The sequence below is a fragment of the Mesorhizobium bavaricum genome (assembly GCF_056781655.1).
On record NZ_CM165566.1, the window covers coordinates 4,187,627 to 4,207,379 of the forward strand.

The window sequence follows — 19,753 nt, forward strand, 5'->3', positions numbered from 1 at the left end:
CGGGTTCCAGTTGTCACTGGAGCCGCGGCAGGCATAAGTGCCAGGGTTCAGCGTTTTCGCCACCCGGCAAACCGTGACCTGCCATATCCCACAAAAATCAGAGACTGCTAGTCGGATCGTCGGCTGACGCCGCGGTGCATCCGAAATCAAACGCCGGCAGTACACTCCCGGCAAAATTGGATTTGAGATCCAAAAAAGCCCCGTCCGTTTGCGCAAAGCACGGCGGGGCTGTTTTTGTGTGCGGCGCGGTACGCCGCCACTCGGTATCAATTGCGTGGCGGCTTGATTGCGCCGGCGCCGACATCAACGGTGATGCTGCCGGAAATCCTGACATCCGTGTTGCCGATCTTGAACTGGCCGTTCCCCTTGCTGGGGAATGCGTCGTCGGGTTCGGGCTCGGGAGCCGGCCTGGCGATGCGATAGTCCCCGGTCACGCCAGGCAGGGCGCCTTTCTGCGCCGGCGGCGAACTGTCGCCGGCAAAGGCCGTGCCGTCCATAAGGCCGGCAACAGCGACCACGACAACGGCGATCCTGCGGTGCAATGTTCTGGACGAATGCGTGTCGGTCATCGCTCAATCATAGTGACGTGCCGCCAAAGGGACCAGACCGGCATCGTCAAATCTTCGACAGCCGGCAGGAATCAGATCTCGCCTAAAGCGCATCACGATTGATCGGTTTCAGGCGATGCGCATTCGGCGTCTGTTTTTACGCATGTCGTTCGCCCAAAACCCAGACCACTTTTGGGCGACATGCATTGGCCTCACGCGGCCCGTTTGCGCGTATCGAAAACGTGGTCGACAATGCCCCAGGCCTGGGCCTCGCGGGCCGTCATGAAGTGGTCGCGGTCCAATGTGCGTTCGACCTCCTCATAGGTGCGGCCACAATGCTGCGCATAGAGTTCGGCCATCTGCCGCTTTGTCCGGCCGATGCGCTCGGCATGGCGCTGGATGTCGGAGGCCTGGCCCTGGAATCCACCCAGCGGTTGATGCAGCAGGATGGTGGCGTTCGGCAGGGAGATGCGACGTCCCGGCGTGCCTGCCATCAACAGGAACGAGGCCATCGAGGCGGCAAAGCCCATGCACACCGTCGACACCGGGCAGCTGATGTATTGCATCGTGTCGTAGATGGCGAAGCCGCTGGTCACCACGCCGCCGGGCGAGTTGATGTAGAGCGAAATCTCCTTGTCGGGATTGTCGGATTCCAGCGACAGCAGCTGGGCGCAGACCAGCGCCGAGATGTCGTCGTTGATCTCACCGTTGATGAAGACGATGCGCTCGCGCAGCAGCCGCGAGAAAATGTCGAAGGCGCGTTCGCCACGGCTCGATTGCTCGATCACCATCGGCACCAGATTGGCAAGGCCGCTCATTGTCTGTCTCCGTCGCTGCTGTTCGCTCAGGCCGCACGCAGCAAAAGGCGAGGCGTGTTCGCGGCGATTGGCTTTCGTGGCCTGTTTGCGCCGAGCGAAAGCCTGCAGCCGATGCCCGCCATGGCGACCGCGGGCATCGCCGTTCGGGCAAAGCCGCCATGGACGATGCGCAGATGCGTGCCGCCCGAGAGGGTGCGGGCGAGTGTGAAGGTGACTGTGCTGTCGAGCGGATCTTGCCGCGCGCTATCGCCTGGCTGCGGCCGCTCGCGCCAGGAATAGCGCAACAACCGTTCGGGTTCGGCGTCGAGGATTTCGCATTCGATCGCTGCCTCCGGTCCGGCAAAGGCAAAACGGCTGCCGGTCTCAGGCTTGATGTCGTTCGGCATCATCCAGGCGGCGAGCAGCTCCGGCACGGTCAGCGCCCGCCACACCTTTTCCGGCGGTTCCGGCAGGTCGCACTCAAACTCGATCGCATCAGGTGCTACCTCGGAGTCCGCGTGGCTTTGGTCTGTCATTGATCCCATGTTCTTCATTGATCCATGTCCTTCAAAACCGCCTTCAGCCTTTCGATGCGCTCCGGCCAGAAGGTCCGGTAGCGTTCGATCCAGGAAAGCAAGGGGGCAAGCCCTTGCGGATCGGCGCGGTAATAGGCGTTGCGGCCGGCCCGCCGCTCGACCACCAGGCCGGCGCCGCGCAGCACGGCCAGATGCTGCGAAACGGCCGGCTGCGACACCGTCATGCCGCTGCGCAGTTCCGAGACGCTCATCTCGCCAGCGGCGAGTTGCTCAAAGACGGCTCGGCGCGTTGGGTCGGCAAGGGCGCGGAAAATCTCTGCTTCGATCATGCAAAAGCATAAGTCGATACTTATTGATTTGGCAAGCACTGTTTTTACGAGATTGTCGGAAGCCAGCGCCTCACTACCCCGGCAGGCCCATCAAACGTCGCCTCGAAGATTGGCGACGCAAGCACGGCGTGGATGTGAAGCGTTCCGGTGCCGACGTTCTTGAACCCGTGTTTCCTGTTCGCGGGAACGACAAGCGACTGGCCTGATGTCAGGACGTTGTGCTCATCGTCGATCCACATCTCCGCCTTGCCGGCGATAACGGTCAGCACTTCTTCGACCGGATGCCAATGCGTTGGAGCGCCGAGCATGGGTTCGACCCACTGCTCAAATATGCAAAGTTGCGATGCACCATTGATGGCCGACACATGCATACGCGTCTCCACACCTGCTCGCCATTGCTCGCGCTGCTGGTCCTTATGTGCGACGGACTTCATTTGATCGCGCCCGACCCATTCCCGATTTCATGGAAATTTCGGACCGGAACACTACATCTTGCTGACAAACATTGACAGAACGACGCCTGCATCATAGAACGAAAAGGGAACAAAAACCTTGTGGGAAAAGGCAGCCATAGCAGGCGGCGATTGTCCGCAGCCTGTAAGGTGCTGCGACAAAAATTTGTTTCGGATGAGCGCGGAGAAGTATCATGGCGGGTAGCGTCAACAAGGTCATTCTGGTCGGCAACCTCGGTGCGGACCCCGAAATCCGTCGCCTGAACTCGGGCGAGCCGGTCGTCAACATCCGCATTGCGACGTCGGAAAGCTGGCGCGATAAGAATTCCGGCGAGCGCAAGGAAAAGACCGAGTGGCACAACGTCGTCATCTTCAACGACCAGCTCGCCAAGGTGGCCGAGCAGTATCTGAAGAAGGGGATGAAGGTCTATGTCGAAGGCCAGTTGCAGACGCGCAAATGGCAGGACCAGACCGGTAACGACAAGTATACGACGGAGGTCGTGCTGCAGAAATTCCGCGGCGAGCTGCAGATGCTCGATGCGCGCGGACAGGGCGAGGGCGGTCAGGTCGGCGGCTATGCCGGTGGCGGCAGCAGCCGCGGTTCCGATTTCGGCCAGTCCAGCCCGAGCGAAGGCTTCAATCGTGGCGGCGGCGGTGCCAAGAGCGGCGGTGGCGGCGGTTCGTCGCGCGAGCTGGACGACGAAATCCCGTTCTGAGGACAATCAACCCGGAGAGGCGGCAATGTCGCTGCAACCGCTGCTTGCCGCACCCTCACCAATCCCCTGGCATGCCTTTGCGGCCTTCGCAGCACTGGCGATAGGCGTCACGCAGCTGGCACTGCCGAAGGGAACGTCACGCCATCGCATCGCGGGCTATGTCTGGGCTGCGCTGATGCTGGTGATCGCCGTCTCGAGTTTCTGGATTCATGACATCCGCCTCATCGGCCCTTTCAGTCCGATCCATCTCCTGTCGATCCTGGTGCTGGTCACCGTGCCGCTGGCGGTGTGGCACGCCCGCAATCACCGCGTCGCCAAGCATCGCAAGTCGATGATTGCGCTGTATGTCTTTGCATTGGTCGGCGCCGGCATCTTAACGCTGTTGCCGGGCAGGGTCATGCATGACGTCGTCTTTGGCGTCGCCCGAGCCGGACCATGATCCTGTTTGATTCTTGAGGCGGATGACCTCAAGTGGAGGGAAATCTCAGGTGAAAGCACGCGTTAAGTGGGTCGAAGAGCGCACCTTCGTCGGCGAATCCGGTAGCGGCCACAAGGTGGTGCTCGGAACCGCGCTCGGACCGGAAGGCAAGACACCAGGCCCAAGCCCGATGGAACTGGTGCTGATCGGCACCGGCGGCTGTTCGGCCTATGATGTCGTCCATATTCTCGAGAAGGGCCGCGAGGCGGTCGAGGACTGCGTTGTCGAGCTCGACGCCGATCGGGCCGAAACCGAGCCCAGGGTTTTCACGCGCATCCACATGCATTTCGTCGTCAAGGGCCGGTCGCTCTCCAATGACAAGGTCAAAAGGGCGATCGACCTTTCGATCGAAAAATATTGTTCCGCCTCCGCGATGCTGGCCAAAACCGCCACGATTACCCACGATTTCGAGGTCATTGATACGGCGGCGAAGTAGGGCCGGCTTCGGCGGCTCGCTGCGCGTCAACCCGCCATCAGCGCCTTGATACCGTCGGCGACGAACTGCACGGCGAGTGCTGCCAGGATGACGCCGAGCAGCCGGGTCAGGATCGAACGGCCGGTCTGGCCGAGGATGCGATCGATGCGTTCCGACAGTACGAACACCAGATAAGTGATGGCGAGGCAGACGAAGATGATGCCGACCAGCGCCGCTTGCGCGGCAAAGCCCTGAAACGAACCAGAGAGCAGCACCGTCGCCGAAATGGCGCCGGGGCCGGCGATCAGCGGGATCGCCAGGGGGAAAGCGGCGATGTTGTGGATCATGTCCTTGGTGATGGCGACGTCGCCGATCTTCTCCTTGCGATCCTGCCGGCGCTCGAACACCATTTCAAAGGCGATGAAGAACAGTAGGAAGCCACCGGCGACGCGGAAAGCCGGCAGCGTGATGCCGAACACCGACAGGATCGAGGCGCCGGCAACGGCAAACAGCGCCATGACCAGGAAACCGATAATCGAGGCGCGGACGGAAACCTGCTGGCGCTCCTCGCGATTCATGCCACGTGTCACGGCGAGGAACAGCGGGGCCAGCCCAGGCGGATCGATGGTCACGAGAATGGTGACGAAGGCGTTGAACAGGCTGTCGAAGCTCGGCATCTCTGACCCCTCCCGCCGGGCCGTGCCCGCACAAGGATATTGGTAGAGCAAAGGTCGGTCGGTGGGAACAGTCGGAGGGATGAAACCGGGGACTTCGGCAACCTTTGTCTTGACGCCATTCCCTAAGGAGAAGCGCTGCGCGCTTTTCCTGGGAAAACTGCTTTAGCCGGCAGCGCCGCAATAGGCCTCGATGCGATAGCCGTCCGGATCGACGACAAAGGCGGCATAGTAGTTTTCGCCATAGTCGGCGCGCAGGCCCGGTGGGCCATTGTCACTGCCGCCTTCACGCAAGGCGCTGGCATGAAAGGCGTCGACACTGGCCCGCGTCGGTGCTGCGAAGCAGAAATGCAGGCCGGATTCTTCCTCTGGTGGCACAGGCCGCGCGGCTTCGTTGACCCATAGCGCGACGCCTTGCACGCCATAACCCAACGAGCCTGGCGACTGGCTGAGGCAGGTGTAGCCGAGCGGCTTCAGCGCAGCATCGTAGAAGCGCTTGGAAGCAGCGGCGTCGCGAACGCCGATCGAGACATGATCGAACATGTGTTTCTCCATTGTTGCAATGTCTTATGACGTCAGGTTGTAGCCATTCGGCGCGCCAGGAATTCGACTTCCAGGCGCCATGTCGCGCCATTGTCGTGGGAGCGCTCGCCGAGCCAGCGGAAGCTGTCCTTTGTGATGCGGGAAAAACTCCAGCGCACCGAAGAGCCGGTGCCATCGGCGCCCACTTGCACGATGGTGTCGCCCTCGGCGCGACCGAGCTGGCGGCTGTAATACTGGTTGCGCGGGTCGCTCCAGAAGATGTGCCAGGCATCCGCGGCGGGGTCATAGAGGCGCAACGTCGTGCCGTAGAACGTCCATTTGCTTAGGGAAGGCGAGGGGCCGGCGTCGCGTGCGGGCAGGATCCACACATCCTGGATCGCCCGGCCTTCCAGCACCCAGCCGAAATGCACCTCGCCACGCCCGGTCAGCACCGTGCCATCCTCAAGATGGCGCGAGGCGTCAAACGTCCAGGCGCCGACGAAGCGGCCGTAAAGGTCCAGTTTCTCGGCAAGTCCGTCGACTGGTCCGGGACTGTGCAAGGCTTCGGCAAACGAGGATTGTTCGTACATGGTTACGGTCTCTTCCTGTCAGGAGACCGGGAGGAGTAGGCCGTGATGGGGTTCTGGGCTTGGGAAAAATTGCTATATTTCGATCATGACAGCGACCACGCATAGTCTCGCATCCGGGGCCGGCTGGCACGTGGCGGATGTGATCTGCACGGCCAGCGCCGGTGACCGGCCGTTCGAGGAAGCACATCAGGATTTCTGTGTCGCCGCGGTCACCAGCGGCACGTTCCGATATCGCGCCCAGCAAGGCACGGCGATGCTGGCGCCTGGCGCGCTCCTGCTCGGCAACCCCGGCACGTGCTACGAATGCGGGCACGAGCACGGCAGCGGCGACCGTTGCCTCTCGTTCCATTTCGGGCCGGCTTACATGGAACGCATCGTGGCTGGTGTGCCGGGCGCCAGGAAGCTGGCCTTCAAGGTGCCGCGCCTGCCGCCATTGCCGGCCTTGGCGTGCTTGCTCGCCGAGGCCGAAACCGCTCGCGAGATGGCCGACATCGACGCCTTCGAGGAACTCGGGCTGCGCATTGCGGGTGCGGTGGCAACAGCCTCTGGCTCCACACCTGTCAGATGCGCGCCAAGCCGTCGCGATCAGAAACGGGTTGCCGAGGCAGTGCGGCGGATCGAAGTCGATGCCGACGGACCGATTTCGCTTTCGGCGCTTGCCGATGAGACGGCGACCAGCCCCTATCATTTCCTGCGCATTTTCCGGCAGGTCGCGGGCATGACGCCCTACCAGTTCCTGCTCAAGACCCGGCTGCACCGGGCGGCGGTGCGGCTGCGCATGTCAGACGATGCGGTCTCGGCGATCGCCTACGACGCCGGCTTCAACGATTTGTCGACGTTCAATCGTCGATTTCGGCGCGTCATGGGTGAGACGCCGGGCCAGTATCGCTCCCGCCGAGCGGGCGCACGCCAAAGCTCGCAGCACAAGCTGCGTTGAGATTCGCCATCGGTTTGGGAATGGCGATCGCAGCCAGTGTCCCGCCCGCGATCAGATCGCCATTGAGACCCCGGGGCCGCCAACCGCTCAGTGCTCGCAAAGGCAGCCACGAGGTCCAATTAGTCGCGCTCTTGGCTTTCGCTTGGGGAAAACGGCCCATTTCAGGCTTTTGCCCTGTGGCGGCGAAAACCGCCTTGGCCATATCGTCGCAATCTGTGGTATCCATTTGAAATTACCATCAAAATTGACACTGGAAAAGTGCTGCGGACGTTGGAGTTTCGGGCTTGCTTCCTATATAAGCAGCAAGTGATTCCTGATTAGATTGTGATCCGATTTGACCGACCAAAAGACACCGCGCGGCGCCGACGGCGGCCCCTCCGGCATCGAGCCGATATCCATCGTCGAGGAGATGCAGCGCTCCTATCTCGATTACGCCATGAGCGTGATCGTCAGCCGCGCGCTGCCGGATGTGCGCGACGGCCTGAAGCCAGTGCATCGCCGCATTCTCTTCGCCTCGCATGAGAGCGGTTACCACTGGAACCGCAAATATGTGAAATCGGCACGCCCGGTCGCCGACGTGATGGGTAAATATCATCCGCATGGCGACGCCTCCATCTATGACGCGTTGGTTCGCATGGCGCAGGACTGGTCGCTGCGCGTACCGCTGATCGACGGGCAAGGCAATTTCGGCTCCATCGACGGCGATCCGCCGGCGGCGATGCGCTATACGGAATCGCGGCTGACCAAGGTCGCGCACGAGCTGCTGGAGGACATCGACAAGGACACCGTCGATTTCCAGGACACCTATGACGCGTCCGGCAGCGAACCCAAGGTTCTGCCGGCACGCTTCCCCAATCTGCTGGTCAACGGCTCCGGCGGCATCGCCGTCGGCATGGCGACCAACATCCCACCGCACAATCTCGGCGAAGTCTGCAACGGCGCGATTGCCATCATCGACAATCCGGCGATCGACCTGCCGGCGCTGATGGAGATCATTCCGGGCCCGGATTTCCCGACCGGCGGCATCGTGCTTGGCCGTTCAGGCATCTACAGCGCCTATTCGACCGGTCGCGGCTCCATCGTCATGCGCGGCAAAGTCAACATCGAGGCGCGCGGCAACGACCGTGAATCGATCATCATCACCGAGGTTCCCTACCAGGTGAACAAGTCGTCGATGATCGAGAAGATGGCCGAACTGGTGCGCGACAAGCGCATCGAGGGCATTTCCGACATCCGCGACGAGAGCGATCGCCAGGGTTACCGCGTCGTCATCGAACTCAAGCGCGACGCCGTCGCCGACGTCATCCTCAACCAGCTTTACCGCTTCACGCCGCTGCAGACCTCCTTCGGCGCCAATATGGTGGCGCTGAACGGCGGCAAGCCGGAACTGCTGACGCTGACCGACATGCTGCGGGCGTTCGTCGCTTTCCGCGAGGAAGTGATCACAAGGCGGACGAAATTCCTGCTGCGCAAGGCGCGCGACCGCGCCCATGTCCTGGTCGGTCTCGCCATCGCCGTCGCCAACATCGATGAAGTGATCAAGCTCATCCGCACCGCGCCGGATCCGCAGACGGCGCGCGAGCAGTTGATGGAGCGGCGCTGGCCGTCCGGAGATGTCGAATCGCTGATCCTTCTGATCGACGATCCGCGCCATCGCATCAATGAAGACGGCACCTACAATCTGTCCGAGGAGCAGGCGCGCGCCATCCTCGAACTGCGCCTGCAGCGGCTGACCGCACTTGGTCGCGACGAGATCGCCGACGAGTTGAACACGATCGGCGCCGAAATCATTGATTATCTGGACATTTTGTCGTCCCGCGCGCGCGTTCAGCAGATCGTCAAGGACGAACTCGCCGCCGTGCGCGACGAGTTCGGCACGCCACGCCGCACCGAGCTCACCGACGGTGGCGCGGACATGGAAGACGAGGACCTGATCCAGCGCGAGGACATGGTCGTGACGGTGAGCCATTCCGGCTACATCAAGCGCGTGCCGCTGTCGCTCTACCGGGCGCAACGCCGCGGCGGCAAGGGCCGCTCCGGCATGTCGACCAAGGAAGAGGATTTCGTCACCCGGCTGTTCGTGGCCAACACGCACACGCCGGTGCTGTTCTTCTCCTCGCGCGGCATCGTCTACAAGGAGAAGGTCTGGCGGCTGCCGATCGGCAATCCGCAGTCGCGCGGCAAGGCGCTGATCAACATGCTGCCGCTGGAGCAGGGCGAGCGTATCACCACCATCATGCCGCTGCCCGAGGACGAGACCATCTGGGGCGAGCTCGACGTGATGTTCGCCACCACGCGTGGCACCGTGCGCCGCAACAAGCTTTCCGACTTCGTCCAGGTCAACCGCAACGGCAAGATCGCCATGAAGCTGGAGGAGGAGGGCGACGAGATTCTTGGCGTCGAGACCTGCACCGACAATGACGACGTGCTCCTGACCGCCAGTTCCGGCCAGTGCATCCGCTTTTCGGTCGGCGACGTGCGCGTCTTCCAGAGCCGCAATTCGGTCGGCGTGCGTGGTATTGCCATGGCCGAGACAGACCGGGTGATTTCCATGGCGGTGATCGAGAATGTTGATGCGCCGCCGGCCGAGCGCGCCGCCTATCTCAAGCGGGCGGCGGCCGAACGGCGCCTTGCCGCCGGCATCGCCGCCGGCGAAGAGGAAGAGATCGCCCTGACCAACGAAGAGGTCGGCGAGGAGACGGAGCTTTCCGACGAACGCTACGAGTTCCTCAAGCAGCACGAACAGTACGTGCTGACGGTGACCGAGTATGGCTACGGCAAGCGCTCGTCGTCCTATGATTTCCGGCTGACTGGACGCGGCGGCAAGGGCATTCGTGCCACCGACGTGTCGAAGGTGGCGGAGATCGGCAGGCTGGTGGCGACCTTCCCGGTCGGCAATGACGACCAAATCATGCTGGTGTCGGATGGCGGCACCGTCATCCGGGTGCCGGTCGACGGCATCCGCTTCGCCAGCCGCGCCACCAAGGGCGTGACCATCTTCAACACGGCTGAAGGTGAAAAGGTGGTCTCGGTCGAGCGGATATCGGAGCCGCAGGCGGACGAGGAAATCGAAGAAAGCGCCGGCGCTGAGATTGATCCGACGGCGGACGCCGGTCCGGACAGCGCTGAGTAAGTCCAGGGCCAGCGCTTGACATAGCAACGCCGGCCCATTGGCCGGCGCGGCGGGAAGTTCAGGCGAAACTTAGTAGTGGCGATATGGCTTGCGGGGGCCGAAACCTTCGAAGCGCTTGGTGTTGGCTTTGATGCGGATGCGCTGAGCCTCCTGATGCAACCCGAATACGGTGGCGATCAGCATGGCGACGGTCATTGCAGTGGCAAGCATGTAGATCAGCATGTGCGTGTTCTCCTGCGCCTAACAACGAACAGATGGGATTTTGGTTTCATCTTATTAAGGTGCAACCTAGTGAACGCTGCGTGAAGGCTTCGTGATCAGCATGTTCATCTGTCGTTCATGCGCCGGAAAAGGTTCACGCCCCGCTCGCCAATCGGATTTGCCTTTGCGAGAGAGGCTCGCTAGAAGCACCAGCCATGACTGAACGCATCGCCCTCTATGCAGGCTCCTTCGACCCGCTGACCAACGGCCATCTCGACGTGCTGAAGGCGTCGCTGGCCGTGGCCGACATCGTCTATGCGGCGATCGGCATCCATCCGGGCAAGCAACCGCTGTTTTCCTTCGAGGAACGGGTGGCGCTGATCGAGAGTGCGACGAAGACATTGTTTGGCCGCGACGGCGCGCGCATCAAGGTCGTCGCCTTCGACGGGCTGGTCATCGACGCGGCCAGGAAGCAGGGCGCCTCGATCATGATCCGTGGCCTGCGCGACGGCACCGACCTCGACTACGAGATGCAGATGGCTGGCATGAACGAGACCATGGCGCCTGAACTGCAGACGGTTTTTCTGCCCGCCAGCCCGTCCGTGCGCACCATTACCGCCACACTTGTCCGCCAGATTGCCTCGATGGGAGGCGACATCCGCCCCTTCGTGCCGGCGGCGGTTGCCGGTGCGCTCACCGCCAAATTCGCGAAATAAAGACTCCGGAGAAAAACCCATGCAGCTGAAAAAGCTTGCCTCGCTCCTCATTGTGCTTGCCGGTCTTGTGACCGCATCGGTCTCGGCTTTCGCTGCCGATCCGGAAAACACCATGATCATCACGCTGAAGGATGGCGACGTCACCATCGCGCTTCGGCCCGATCTCGCGCCCAAGAACGTCGCGCAGATCAAGAAGCTGGTGCGCCAGGGCGCCTATGACAATGTCGCGTTCCACCGCGTCATCGACGGCTTCATGGCGCAGACCGGCGACGTCAAGTTCGGCAACATGAAGAAGGGGTTTAGCGCCGAGGCGGTCGGAACCGGCGGCTCCGATCAGCCCGACCTGCCGGCTGAATTCTCGCAGACCGAGCACTACAAGCGTGGCGTGGTCGGCATGGCCCGCTCACAGGACCCCAACTCCGCCAATTCGCAGTTCTTCATCATGTTCGCGCCGGCACCGCCGCTCGATGGCCAGTACACCATCGTCGGCAACGTCGTCAGCGGCATGGAACTGGTGGATCACATCAAGAAGGGCGACGAAGCGGACAATGGCACGGTCACCGATCCCGACCGGATGATCAAGGTGCGCATCGCCGCAGACAAGTAAAGTTGTCAAATAACTCTGTTTTCTCAAAAGGATATCTGACATGGCCGAGATCAAGGACCGCGAGAACGCGCTCATCATGGAAACGACCAAGGGCAAGGTCGTCATCGAACTTTTCCCCGACCTGGCGCCCGGCCATGTCGCCCGCATCAAGGAACTGGCGCGCGAAGGCGCCTATGATGGCGTGGTCTTCCACCGCGTCATCGAGGGCTTCATGGCGCAGACCGGCGACGTCAAGTTCGGCAATTCGAGCAAGCCTTCCTTCGCGCCGTCGCGCGCTGGTATGGGCGGCTCCGAGAAGCCGGACCTGAAGGCCGAATTCTCCAACGCCAACCATGGCCGCGGCACCTGCTCCATGGCCCGTTCGCAGAACCCGAACTCGGCCAATTCGCAGTTCTTCATCTGCTTCGACGATGCCGCTTTCCTCAACCGTCAGTATACGGTCTGGGGCCAGGTCATCGAAGGCATGGACAATGTCGACAAGATCAAGCGCGGCGAGCCGGTGCCGGACCCCGACAAGATCGTGTCGCTGAAGGTCGCGGCCGACGTCAAGTAAGGTAAACCGACAATGATGGGCGTCGTCTGGTCGCTTCTCGGCATCCTGTCCGGCGCCTTCATTGCCATTCAGGCGCCGATCAATTCGCAGCTGGCGCGCGGCCTGGGTCTCCCGGTCGCGGCGGCTGCGTTTTCGTTCCTATCGGGCGCCGTCGTGCTCGGCATCATCTCCGTCACGGTGGGGAATCTGCAAGGCATCACCCTCGACTGGAAGGCGCCGGCGCCTTGGCTGTTCGTCGCCGGTGGCATGCTCGGCGGCTTCTATGTCACGCTGTCGACAATCCTCACGCCGCGCATCGGCGCCGCTGCCTTGATGGCATTTCTTGTGGCTGGGCAGCTGCTGGCCGGCATGCTCATCGATCGCGTCGGCTTCCTCGGCGTCGCGGTCCGTGAAATTTCGCTCGGCCGTGTCGCCGGCGCGGTGCTGCTGCTGGCCGGAGCGCTGCTCGTCCGGCTCTACTGATGCGCGTCGATCTTTTTGACTTCGACCTGCCGGATGAGCGGATCGCGCTTCGCCCGGCAGAGCCGCGCGACAGCGCCAAGATGCTGGTGGTCAAGCCCGGCGAAGGGCTCGACGATCGGACGGTTGGCGACCTGCCGTCCCTGCTGAGGGCTGGCGACGTGCTGGTGTTCAACGACACCAAGGTCATTCCGGCGCAGCTCAAAGGCATCAGGCGGCGCGGCGAGGCACAGGCTCAGGTCGAAGCCACGCTGCATATGCGCATGGCGCCGGACCGCTGGCTGGCCTTCATGCGGCCGGGCAAGCGCATTGCCGCCGGCGACCGCATCCATTTCGGCCATGACGGCAATTCCTGTTTCCTCGGCCAGCTTGACGCCACCGTGATCGAGAAGGGCGACGGCGGCGAGGCGCTGCTCGGCTTCGACCTGTCGGGACCCTTTCTGGACGAGGCGCTGCATGCGGTCGGCCACATTCCGCTGCCGCCCTATATCGCCTCGAAGCGCGATGACGACGAACGCGACCGGGCCGACTACCAGACCATCTATGCGAGAGAGGAGGGCGCCGTTGCAGCACCCACGGCAGGTCTGCATTTCACGCCGGAGCTTTTTGCGGCACTCGACGCCAAGGGTGTCGAGCGCCGCTTCGTCACCCTGCATGTCGGCGCCGGCACGTTCCTGCCGGTGAAGGCAGACGACACCGCAGACCACAAGATGCATGCCGAGACCGGTTCGGTCAGCGAGGAAACCGCCGACGCGCTCAATGCCGCGAGGGCGAGAGGCGGGCGCATCGTCGCCGTCGGCACGACATCACTGCGCCTGCTGGAGAGTGCCGCGCTGGCAGATGGCACGCTCGCCGCGTGGTCCGGCCCGACCGACATCTTCATCACGCCCGGCTACCGCTTTCGCACCGCCGACATGCTGATGACCAATTTCCACCTGCCCCGCTCGACCCTGTTCATGCTGGTTTCGGCCTTCAGTGGCCTCGACACGATGCGTGCGGCCTATGCGCATGCCATCGAGAACCATTACAGGTTCTACTCCTATGGAGACGCAAGTCTGCTTTATCGAGCGGAGATGAGCGATGGACGATGATCTGCAAGCCTTTGATCGCGAAAGCCTGATCGCGGAAGTGAAAAAATTGCGAGCCGGCATTCGCCAGCATCGCGACGCCACCGGCCATGACCTCTGCTGGCATCATCCGGACCTGTGGGACTTGTTGCCGGAAAAGGCCGAGCCATCGATCGCCGTGCCGCCCTGGCCCAGATTCATGCGCGGCTGCATCCAATACCGCCAGTCGCTCGACAAACAGGCACCTGGCGCCCTGGTTCACGACAAGGAATTCAATGGCTAAGCCGTTCAGCTTCAAGGTCCTGGCGACGGACGGCAAGGCGCGGCGCGGCGTGATCGACATGCCGCGTGGCGAAATTCGCACGCCGGCCTTCATGCCGGTCGGCACCGGTGGCACGGTCAAGGCCATGTATATGGACCAGGTGCGCGGCGTTGGCGCCGACATCATCCTTGGCAACACCTATCATCTGATGCTTCGGCCCGGCGCCGAGCGCGTCGCGCGGCTCGGCGGGCTGCACGAATTCGCCCGCTGGCCGCATCCGATCCTGACCGACAGCGGTGGTTTTCAGGTGATGTCGCTGTCGAAACTGAGAAAGTTGACCGAAAAGGGCGTCACCTTCCGCTCGCATATCGATGGCGCAGCCTACGAGATGTCGCCGGAACGCTCGATCGAGATCCAGGGGTTGCTGGATTCCGATATCCAGATGCAGCTCGACGAGTGCACGGCGCTGCCGGCCGAGATGAAGGAGATCGAGCGCGCCATGGAGCTGTCGCTGCGGTGGGCCGAGCGCTGCAAGACGGCGTTTGGCGACCAGCCGGGCAAGGCGATGTTCGGCATCGTGCAAGGCGGCGACAATGCAGAGCTCAGGGTGCGTTCGGCGCAGGCGCTGAGCGCGATGGAACTGAGGGGCTATGCGGTTGGCGGCCTGGCCGTCGGCGAACCGCAGGCGGTGATGCTCGAGATGCTCGACATCACCTGTCCGGAACTGCCGGCGGACAAGCCGCGCTATCTCATGGGCGTCGGCACGCCGGACGACATCCTGAAATCGGTGGCGCGCGGCATCGACATGTTCGACTGTGTGATGCCGACGCGGGCCGGCCGGCACGGCCTTGCCTATACCAGGCGTGGCAAGGTCAATTTGCGAAACGCCCGCCATGCCGACGATCCGCGCCCGCTTGATGAGGAAAGTGATTGCCCGGCGGCACGGGACTATTCACGCGCCTATCTGCACCATCTCGTGCGCTCGCAAGAGGCGCTCGGCGCCATGCTCCTGACCTGGAACAATCTTTCCTACTATCAAAAGCTCATGCAGGACATCCGCGCTGCGATCGAGGCCAAGGCCTTCGAGGCACGTGCGGCCGAGATCACTGAAGGCTGGGCAAGGGGCGATATCCCCGTCGTGTGACGTTCAAGTGCTGAGCGAATTCGAGGCGCGCAGGCTGCAGCCGGTGATCTGGAAGGTGCCATCGGGCTGTTGCTGCAACGTGTAGACCGCCTCGTAGTCCTTGCCGTCGGGGCCGACGATCAGCACCTGCTGGACGATCGAGGTCGGGCTTGTCTCCTCGACCTTGCCGAAGGAGTAGGTCTGCGGCTTGCGCACCGGCGGATAGCCGTTGGTCACCATGTTCATGAAGGTGTCGACGGTCGGGAAGATCTGCTTCACGTTGGGTGCTGCGAAGCTGTAGGCGGTGGCGCCGTCATCGGCGATGAAGGCTTTCAACTGGCCGTCGATGGCGGCTTGCGCCGCCTTGACCTCGGCATCGCCGGCAAACGCCGAAGTGGCCAGGATGAGCGGAACGAACGCGAATGCGAAAAACATGCGGCGCATGGCCTGTCTCCGTTGTCCCTCGAAGGCTGCCTCTCCAAAGAATACGTTCCAGAGGCATCCTAACATACGCTTGGCGGCGCTTCACGGTTTCAGCGATGGCGAATATTCGTCTCGCCTCAATGGATTCCGAGCATCGCGCAGCATGGCGGTGGCGGAGCAGCGGCAAGCCGTAGCCCAGGACCGTGCCGACTTAGCATTCATTCCAACGCTTGAAAGCCCGCCTCCAGTCTGCCAGAAGGGCCGCTTGGACTTGGACGTTTAGCGGGACGAAGCCATGAAGGCGTTTTTCGTGCAGATCAAATGCGAGCTCGGCAAATCCTACGAGGTTGCCAGCGCGCTTGCCGACGCCGAGATCGCCTCGGAGATCTACTCCACCGCCGGCAATTACGATCTGCTCGCCAAATTCTACGTCGACGACGAGGAAGATGTCGGTCATTTCGTCAACGAAAAGGTGCAGATTCTTCCCGGCATCAAGGACACCTTCACCGTCGTCACGTTCCGCGCCTTCTAGAGCGCGTTCCATCCCGACAGAATCGGGAAGGGGCTCTATCTCTTTGTTTGAGCATGATCTCTGGACGAGCGGGTTTCCGTTTGTCCGGGAAATCCGGACCCCACTTTTCGGATCATGCTCCAGCCGCCGGACGCACCTGCCCGGGCACAAGGCAAAGCCTGACCAAGGTCATATTCCTGCTGCCTCAATTTTGGGCAGCCGCAACATACTGATCGTCCTTATCCCTCAAATCACCGATTGCGCTTGATTTTCTCCGGCGACGCCAGTGAAATGGCGCCACAGGGGAGTATGCGATTGGCAGCGTTCGATGAAATGCTTCCGGAAGTCTCCGGATTGAGAAGACCGTATTCGGCTTATGATCGCTGGCTGAAGGAGCAGGATCCGGCCAGGCTTACCGAGAAGATGCAGGACGCCGAACGCGTCTTCCGCAAGACCGGCATCACCTTCGCCGTCTATGGTGAGCAGGAAGCCTCCGAACGGCTGATCCCGTTCGACATCGTTCCCCGCATCATCTCGGGCAATGAATGGCGGCGCCTGACGCAAGGCATCGAGCAGCGCGTGCAGGCGCTGAATGCCTTCCTCGACGATATCTACCATCGCCAGGAGATCCTGCGGGCAGGGCGCGTTCCCAGGGAATTGATCGCCAAGAACGAGGCGTTTCTGCCGGAAATGATCGGGGTCAGGCCGCCGGCCGGCGTCTACACCCACATCATTGGCGTCGACATCGTCCGCATCAGCGAGGACGAATTCTACGTGCTGGAGGACAATGCGCGCACGCCTTCCGGTGTCTCCTACATGCTGGAGAACCGCGAGACGATGATGCAGCTGTTCCCCGAGCTGTTCCAGAAGATCAAGGTGCGGCCGGTGGAGAACTATCCGCAGCTTCTGCGGCAGTCGCTGGCGGCGGTGCGGCCGCAAAGCACCAAGGGCACGCCGACCATTGCAGTGCTTACGCCCGGCAGTTTCAACTCCGCCTATTTCGAACACGCCTTCCTTGCCGACCAGATGGGCGTGCAACTGGTCGAGGGCCAGGATCTGCGCGTTGTCGACGGCCATGTCGCGATGCGCACGACGGAAGGCTACAAGCAGATCGATGTGCTTTACCGCCGCGTCGATGATTCTTTCCTCGACCCACTGACCTTCCGGCCGGATTCGGCGCTGGGCATACCCGGGATCATGGATGTCTACCGCGCCGGCAACATCACCATCGCCAATGCGCCGGGCACCGGCATCGCCGACGACAAGGCGATCTATTCCTACATGCCCGAGATCGTCGAATTCTACACCGGCCGCAAGGCGATCCTCGGCAACATCCCGACCTGGCGCTGCTCGGAGCCGGACAGCCTGAAATACGTGCTCGAGCATATCGACGAGCTGGTGATCAAGGAGGTCCACGGTTCCGGCGGCTACGGCATGCTGGTCGGGCCGGCCGCGACCAAGAAGGAATGCGAGGATTTTTCCAAGAAACTTGCGGCAAAACCGTCGAACTACATCGCCCAGCCGACGCTGGCGCTGTCGACTTGCCCGATCCTGACCGACAAGGGCCTGGCGCCGCGCCACGTCGATCTGCGGCCCTATGTGCTGGTTTCCGACCGCATCCAGATCGTGCCCGGCGGGCTGACGCGCGTCGCGCTCAAGGAGGGTTCGCTGGTCGTCAATTCCTCGCAGGGCGGCGGCACCAAGGATACGTGGGTGCTGGATGATTGATTTTCACTTGAAGGGTTTTGGATGCTTTTAGGCCGCACCGCCAACGGGCTTTACTGGATGAACCGCTACATCGAGCGGGCTGAAAACATGGCGCGCCTTGTTGATGCCGGCCTGCGCATGGCGCTGACCCGCACCCAGAGCGCCTCGGAGGAATGGAATTCGGTGCTGCTCAGCGCTGGCTCGGACGTCGCCTTCACGCAGAAATACCAGGACTATACCGCAGCCAATGTCGCCGACTTCCTGTTGCGCGACACGTCGAACCCGTCGAGCACGATGGCGGCGATCGAGACGGCCCGCAACAATGCCCGCATGGTGCGCACTGCGCTGACGCGTGAGACCTGGGAGAGCATCAACGAAGCCTGGATGTCGCTGAAGCGGATGCTGGCAAGGCCAATCGACGAACGCGACCTGCCGAGCGTGCTCGATGCGATCAAGCGCGAGACGGCGCTGATCCGCGGCTCGTTCTACGGCACCATGCTGCGCAACGAGATCTTCGACTTCTCTCAACTCGGCACCTATGTCGAGCGCGCCGACAACACGGCGCGCATTCTCGACGTGAAATACTACGTGCTGTTGCCGTCGATATCCTGGGTCGGCTCGACGCTCGACAATTATCAGTGGGAATCGATCCTTCGCTCGGTGTCGGCGCACCGCTCCTATCGCTGGGTTTACGAGGCCGACTACAAGCCGACCAACATTGCCGACTATCTGATCCTCAATGTCCGCATGCCGCGTTCGCTGACCTTCTGCTATCGCTTCCTGGCCGAACATCTGAAATTCCTCGGCGACGACTACGGCGAACGCCATGCATGCCATGCGACCGCCGACAAGACGCAAGCCATGCTGCGAGCCGGGTCGATCAAGGACATATTCGACGCCGGCTTGCATGAATTCCTGGCCAATTTCATTCGTGAGAACACCAGACTAGGCGACGAGATCGCACAAGATTACCGGTTCAATTGAGCATGGCCCCGAAAAATGGGAGCCGGTTTTCGGACGAGATCATGCTCACAAGCGGAAAAAAAGCATGCGGCTGAAGATCACTCACCGGACGGAATACCGCTACGATGCGCCGGTGCAGTACCTGCTGCAGCGGTTGCGGCTGCTTCCGGTCAGCGGATCGACGCAGACCGTTCTGTCCTGGGCGCTGGCCATCGAAGGCGCGCGCGAAGAGGTTCGCTTTGTCGACCATTTCGGCAACGACACACGGCTGCTGAGCGTCGAGGGCGAGCGCGACTTCATCACGGTGGAAGCGGCCGGCGAAGTGGTGACGCGCGACACCGCAGGCGTCTCCGGACCACACCAGGGCTTTACACCGCTGTGGCTGTACAGCCATGAAACGCCGTTGACGGCGATCGGCGATGGTATTCGCGAACTCGCCGCGTCGGTCGGCAAGGGCACGGACATCGAGCGGCTGCATCGGTTGATGGCGATGATCGGCGAACGCGTCACTTATACGCCCGGCACCACCAATGCGGCGACGCCGGCAGAGGAAGCGTTGGCGCTCAAGACCGGTGTCTGCCAGGACCACACCCATATCTTTGCCGCCGCCGCGCGCGCCATGGGGTTTCCGGCCCGCTATGTCAGCGGCTACCTGATGCTGGATTCGACCATCGAGCAGGCGGCAAGCCATGCCTGGGCCGAAGCGCATGTTACGGGTCTCGGCTGGGTTGCTTTCGATGCCGCTAACGGCATTTCGCCCGATGAGCGCTATGTAAAGGTGGCCACTGGCCGCGACTACCGGGACGCGACACCGGTGTCGGGAATTCGGCTGGGACAGGCGGAAGAACAGCTTGCGGTCACCGTCACGGTGGAGCAGTAATCCCCCGAGATTGCCGCCGGAGCAATTGCAGGAAAAGTGTGAAGCGGTTTCCCGGGAAAAGCGCGTAGCGCTTTCCCCAGGGAATTGCGTCAAAACAAGGAGATGGAGCGGTTCGGCGTTTCCGTGAAACGATGAATCGCTCTAGAAGAGATTC

General features: G+C 62.1%; 26 protein-coding genes. 16 read left to right on the forward strand and 10 right to left on the reverse strand.

Annotation, left to right across the window (positions count from 1 at the left end):
* Nucleotides 1–266: 266 nt before the first annotated feature.
* The 5 genes from AC1RZR_RS20505 to AC1RZR_RS20525 form a co-directional block, all read right to left on the reverse strand.
* Nucleotides 267–569 carry a hypothetical protein gene (locus tag AC1RZR_RS20505; RefSeq protein ID WP_481825774.1) on the reverse strand — a complete coding sequence of 101 codons (303 nt, stop codon included), beginning with the start codon at nucleotides 567–569 and terminating at the stop codon, nucleotides 267–269.
* Nucleotides 570–760: 191 nt separating this feature from the next.
* Nucleotides 761–1,366 (reverse strand): ATP-dependent Clp protease proteolytic subunit, encoded by a 606-nt coding sequence (locus tag AC1RZR_RS20510; RefSeq protein ID WP_477277207.1) that lies wholly within the window; start codon nucleotides 1,364–1,366, stop codon nucleotides 761–763.
* A gap of 26 nt (nucleotides 1,367–1,392) precedes the next feature.
* Nucleotides 1,393–1,881: an SRPBCC family protein gene (locus AC1RZR_RS20515; RefSeq protein WP_481825775.1), complete on the reverse strand. Its 489-nt coding sequence runs from the start codon at nucleotides 1,879–1,881 to the stop codon at nucleotides 1,393–1,395.
* A 14-nt stretch (nucleotides 1,882–1,895) separates the two neighbouring features.
* Nucleotides 1,896–2,210, reverse strand: coding sequence for an ArsR/SmtB family transcription factor (locus tag AC1RZR_RS20520; RefSeq protein WP_095085062.1), 315 nt, complete (start codon nucleotides 2,208–2,210; stop codon nucleotides 1,896–1,898).
* Between the two features lie 44 nt (nucleotides 2,211–2,254).
* Nucleotides 2,255–2,644 carry a cupin domain-containing protein gene (locus tag AC1RZR_RS20525; RefSeq protein WP_481825776.1) on the reverse strand — a complete coding sequence of 130 codons (390 nt, stop codon included), beginning with the start codon at nucleotides 2,642–2,644 and terminating at the stop codon, nucleotides 2,255–2,257.
* Between the two features lie 212 nt (nucleotides 2,645–2,856).
* On the opposite strand from AC1RZR_RS20525, the gene AC1RZR_RS20530 reads away from it, so the two are divergent.
* Genes AC1RZR_RS20530 through AC1RZR_RS20540 form a run of 3 tightly spaced genes read left to right on the forward strand, consistent with a single transcriptional unit; the run spans nucleotide 2,857 to nucleotide 4,292 of the window.
* Entirely contained in the window at nucleotides 2,857–3,378 is a 522-nt protein-coding gene (locus AC1RZR_RS20530) for a single-stranded DNA-binding protein (RefSeq protein WP_379022846.1), read from the forward strand.
* Nucleotides 3,379–3,403: 25 nt separating this feature from the next.
* On the forward strand, nucleotides 3,404–3,817 hold the full coding sequence (locus tag AC1RZR_RS20535) for a DUF2306 domain-containing protein (RefSeq protein ID WP_477277198.1): 414 nt from the start codon (nucleotides 3,404–3,406) through the stop codon (nucleotides 3,815–3,817).
* 49 nt (nucleotides 3,818–3,866) lie between these two features.
* On the forward strand, nucleotides 3,867–4,292 hold the full coding sequence (locus AC1RZR_RS20540; RefSeq protein ID WP_481825777.1) for an OsmC family protein: 426 nt from the start codon (nucleotides 3,867–3,869) through the stop codon (nucleotides 4,290–4,292).
* A 26-nt stretch (nucleotides 4,293–4,318) separates the two neighbouring features.
* Here the strand turns inward: AC1RZR_RS20540 and AC1RZR_RS20545 are convergent, their stop codons facing one another.
* The 3 genes from AC1RZR_RS20545 to AC1RZR_RS20555 form a co-directional block, all read right to left on the reverse strand.
* Entirely contained in the window at nucleotides 4,319–4,948 is a 630-nt protein-coding gene (locus AC1RZR_RS20545; protein ID WP_023670949.1) for a MarC family protein, read from the reverse strand.
* Nucleotides 4,949–5,110: 162 nt separating this feature from the next.
* Nucleotides 5,111–5,488, reverse strand: coding sequence for a VOC family protein (locus AC1RZR_RS20550; RefSeq protein WP_477277194.1), 378 nt, complete (start codon nucleotides 5,486–5,488; stop codon nucleotides 5,111–5,113).
* 32 nt (nucleotides 5,489–5,520) lie between these two features.
* Nucleotides 5,521–6,057, reverse strand: coding sequence for a hypothetical protein (locus tag AC1RZR_RS20555; protein ID WP_477277192.1), 537 nt, complete (start codon nucleotides 6,055–6,057; stop codon nucleotides 5,521–5,523).
* Nucleotides 6,058–6,142: 85 nt separating this feature from the next.
* Between AC1RZR_RS20555 and AC1RZR_RS20560 the strand changes: the two genes are divergently transcribed.
* Nucleotides 6,143–6,994 (forward strand): helix-turn-helix transcriptional regulator, encoded by an 852-nt coding sequence (locus AC1RZR_RS20560; RefSeq protein WP_477277190.1) that lies wholly within the window; start codon nucleotides 6,143–6,145, stop codon nucleotides 6,992–6,994.
* A gap of 334 nt (nucleotides 6,995–7,328) precedes the next feature.
* On the forward strand, nucleotides 7,329–10,127 hold the full coding sequence (gene gyrA, locus AC1RZR_RS20565) for a DNA gyrase subunit A (RefSeq protein WP_477277189.1): 2,799 nt from the start codon (nucleotides 7,329–7,331) through the stop codon (nucleotides 10,125–10,127).
* Between the two features lie 69 nt (nucleotides 10,128–10,196).
* Here the strand turns inward: gyrA and AC1RZR_RS20570 are convergent, their stop codons facing one another.
* Nucleotides 10,197–10,349 carry a hypothetical protein gene (locus tag AC1RZR_RS20570; RefSeq protein ID WP_095085054.1) on the reverse strand — a complete coding sequence of 51 codons (153 nt, stop codon included), beginning with the start codon at nucleotides 10,347–10,349 and terminating at the stop codon, nucleotides 10,197–10,199.
* A gap of 194 nt (nucleotides 10,350–10,543) precedes the next feature.
* Between AC1RZR_RS20570 and coaD the strand changes: the two genes are divergently transcribed.
* The 7 genes from coaD (at nucleotide 10,544) to tgt (ending at nucleotide 15,136) form a co-directional block, all read left to right on the forward strand.
* A complete protein-coding gene (gene coaD / locus AC1RZR_RS20575; protein WP_477277187.1) occupies nucleotides 10,544–11,044 on the forward strand; it encodes a pantetheine-phosphate adenylyltransferase in 501 nt (166 codons plus the stop codon).
* Nucleotides 11,045–11,156: 112 nt separating this feature from the next.
* Nucleotides 11,157–11,651: a peptidylprolyl isomerase gene (locus AC1RZR_RS20580; RefSeq protein ID WP_477277390.1), complete on the forward strand. Its 495-nt coding sequence runs from the start codon at nucleotides 11,157–11,159 to the stop codon at nucleotides 11,649–11,651.
* Between the two features lie 40 nt (nucleotides 11,652–11,691).
* Entirely contained in the window at nucleotides 11,692–12,204 is a 513-nt protein-coding gene (locus AC1RZR_RS20585; protein ID WP_195174493.1) for a peptidylprolyl isomerase, read from the forward strand.
* Nucleotides 12,205–12,216: 12 nt separating this feature from the next.
* Nucleotides 12,217–12,666 (forward strand): DMT family transporter, encoded by a 450-nt coding sequence (locus AC1RZR_RS20590; RefSeq protein WP_477277185.1) that lies wholly within the window; start codon nucleotides 12,217–12,219, stop codon nucleotides 12,664–12,666.
* The gene (gene queA, locus AC1RZR_RS20595; RefSeq protein ID WP_477277183.1) at nucleotides 12,666–13,754 is read left to right on the forward strand and encodes a tRNA preQ1(34) S-adenosylmethionine ribosyltransferase-isomerase QueA; all 1,089 of its coding nucleotides are present in this window, start codon (nucleotides 12,666–12,668) and stop codon (nucleotides 13,752–13,754) included. The genes AC1RZR_RS20590 and queA overlap by 1 nt, the downstream gene beginning before the upstream one ends.
* Entirely contained in the window at nucleotides 13,744–14,013 is a 270-nt protein-coding gene (locus AC1RZR_RS20600) for a hypothetical protein (RefSeq protein WP_477277181.1), read from the forward strand. Before queA ends, AC1RZR_RS20600 begins: the two co-directional genes overlap by 11 nt.
* The gene (tgt, locus tag AC1RZR_RS20605) at nucleotides 14,006–15,136 is read left to right on the forward strand and encodes a tRNA guanosine(34) transglycosylase Tgt (RefSeq protein ID WP_477277179.1); all 1,131 of its coding nucleotides are present in this window, start codon (nucleotides 14,006–14,008) and stop codon (nucleotides 15,134–15,136) included. The genes AC1RZR_RS20600 and tgt overlap by 8 nt, the downstream gene beginning before the upstream one ends.
* Nucleotides 15,137–15,139: 3 nt before the next feature.
* Here the strand turns inward: tgt and AC1RZR_RS20610 are convergent, their stop codons facing one another.
* Complete coding sequence (locus AC1RZR_RS20610; RefSeq protein ID WP_477277177.1) at nucleotides 15,140–15,559, reverse strand: DUF4864 domain-containing protein; 420 nt, start codon at nucleotides 15,557–15,559, stop codon at nucleotides 15,140–15,142.
* Between the two features lie 274 nt (nucleotides 15,560–15,833).
* Between AC1RZR_RS20610 and AC1RZR_RS20615 the strand changes: the two genes are divergently transcribed.
* The 4 genes from AC1RZR_RS20615 (at nucleotide 15,834) to AC1RZR_RS20630 (ending at nucleotide 19,599) form a co-directional block, all read left to right on the forward strand.
* A complete protein-coding gene (locus AC1RZR_RS20615; protein ID WP_010909609.1) occupies nucleotides 15,834–16,070 on the forward strand; it encodes an Lrp/AsnC family transcriptional regulator in 237 nt (78 codons plus the stop codon).
* Between the two features lie 294 nt (nucleotides 16,071–16,364).
* Entirely contained in the window at nucleotides 16,365–17,777 is a 1,413-nt protein-coding gene (locus AC1RZR_RS20620) for a circularly permuted type 2 ATP-grasp protein (RefSeq protein ID WP_167392123.1), read from the forward strand.
* A gap of 21 nt (nucleotides 17,778–17,798) precedes the next feature.
* Complete coding sequence (locus AC1RZR_RS20625) at nucleotides 17,799–18,740, forward strand: alpha-E domain-containing protein (protein ID WP_379104255.1); 942 nt, start codon at nucleotides 17,799–17,801, stop codon at nucleotides 18,738–18,740.
* 64 nt (nucleotides 18,741–18,804) lie between these two features.
* Nucleotides 18,805–19,599, forward strand: coding sequence for a transglutaminase family protein (locus tag AC1RZR_RS20630; protein ID WP_477277175.1), 795 nt, complete (start codon nucleotides 18,805–18,807; stop codon nucleotides 19,597–19,599).
* The last annotated feature ends 154 nt before the right edge of the window (nucleotides 19,600–19,753 follow it).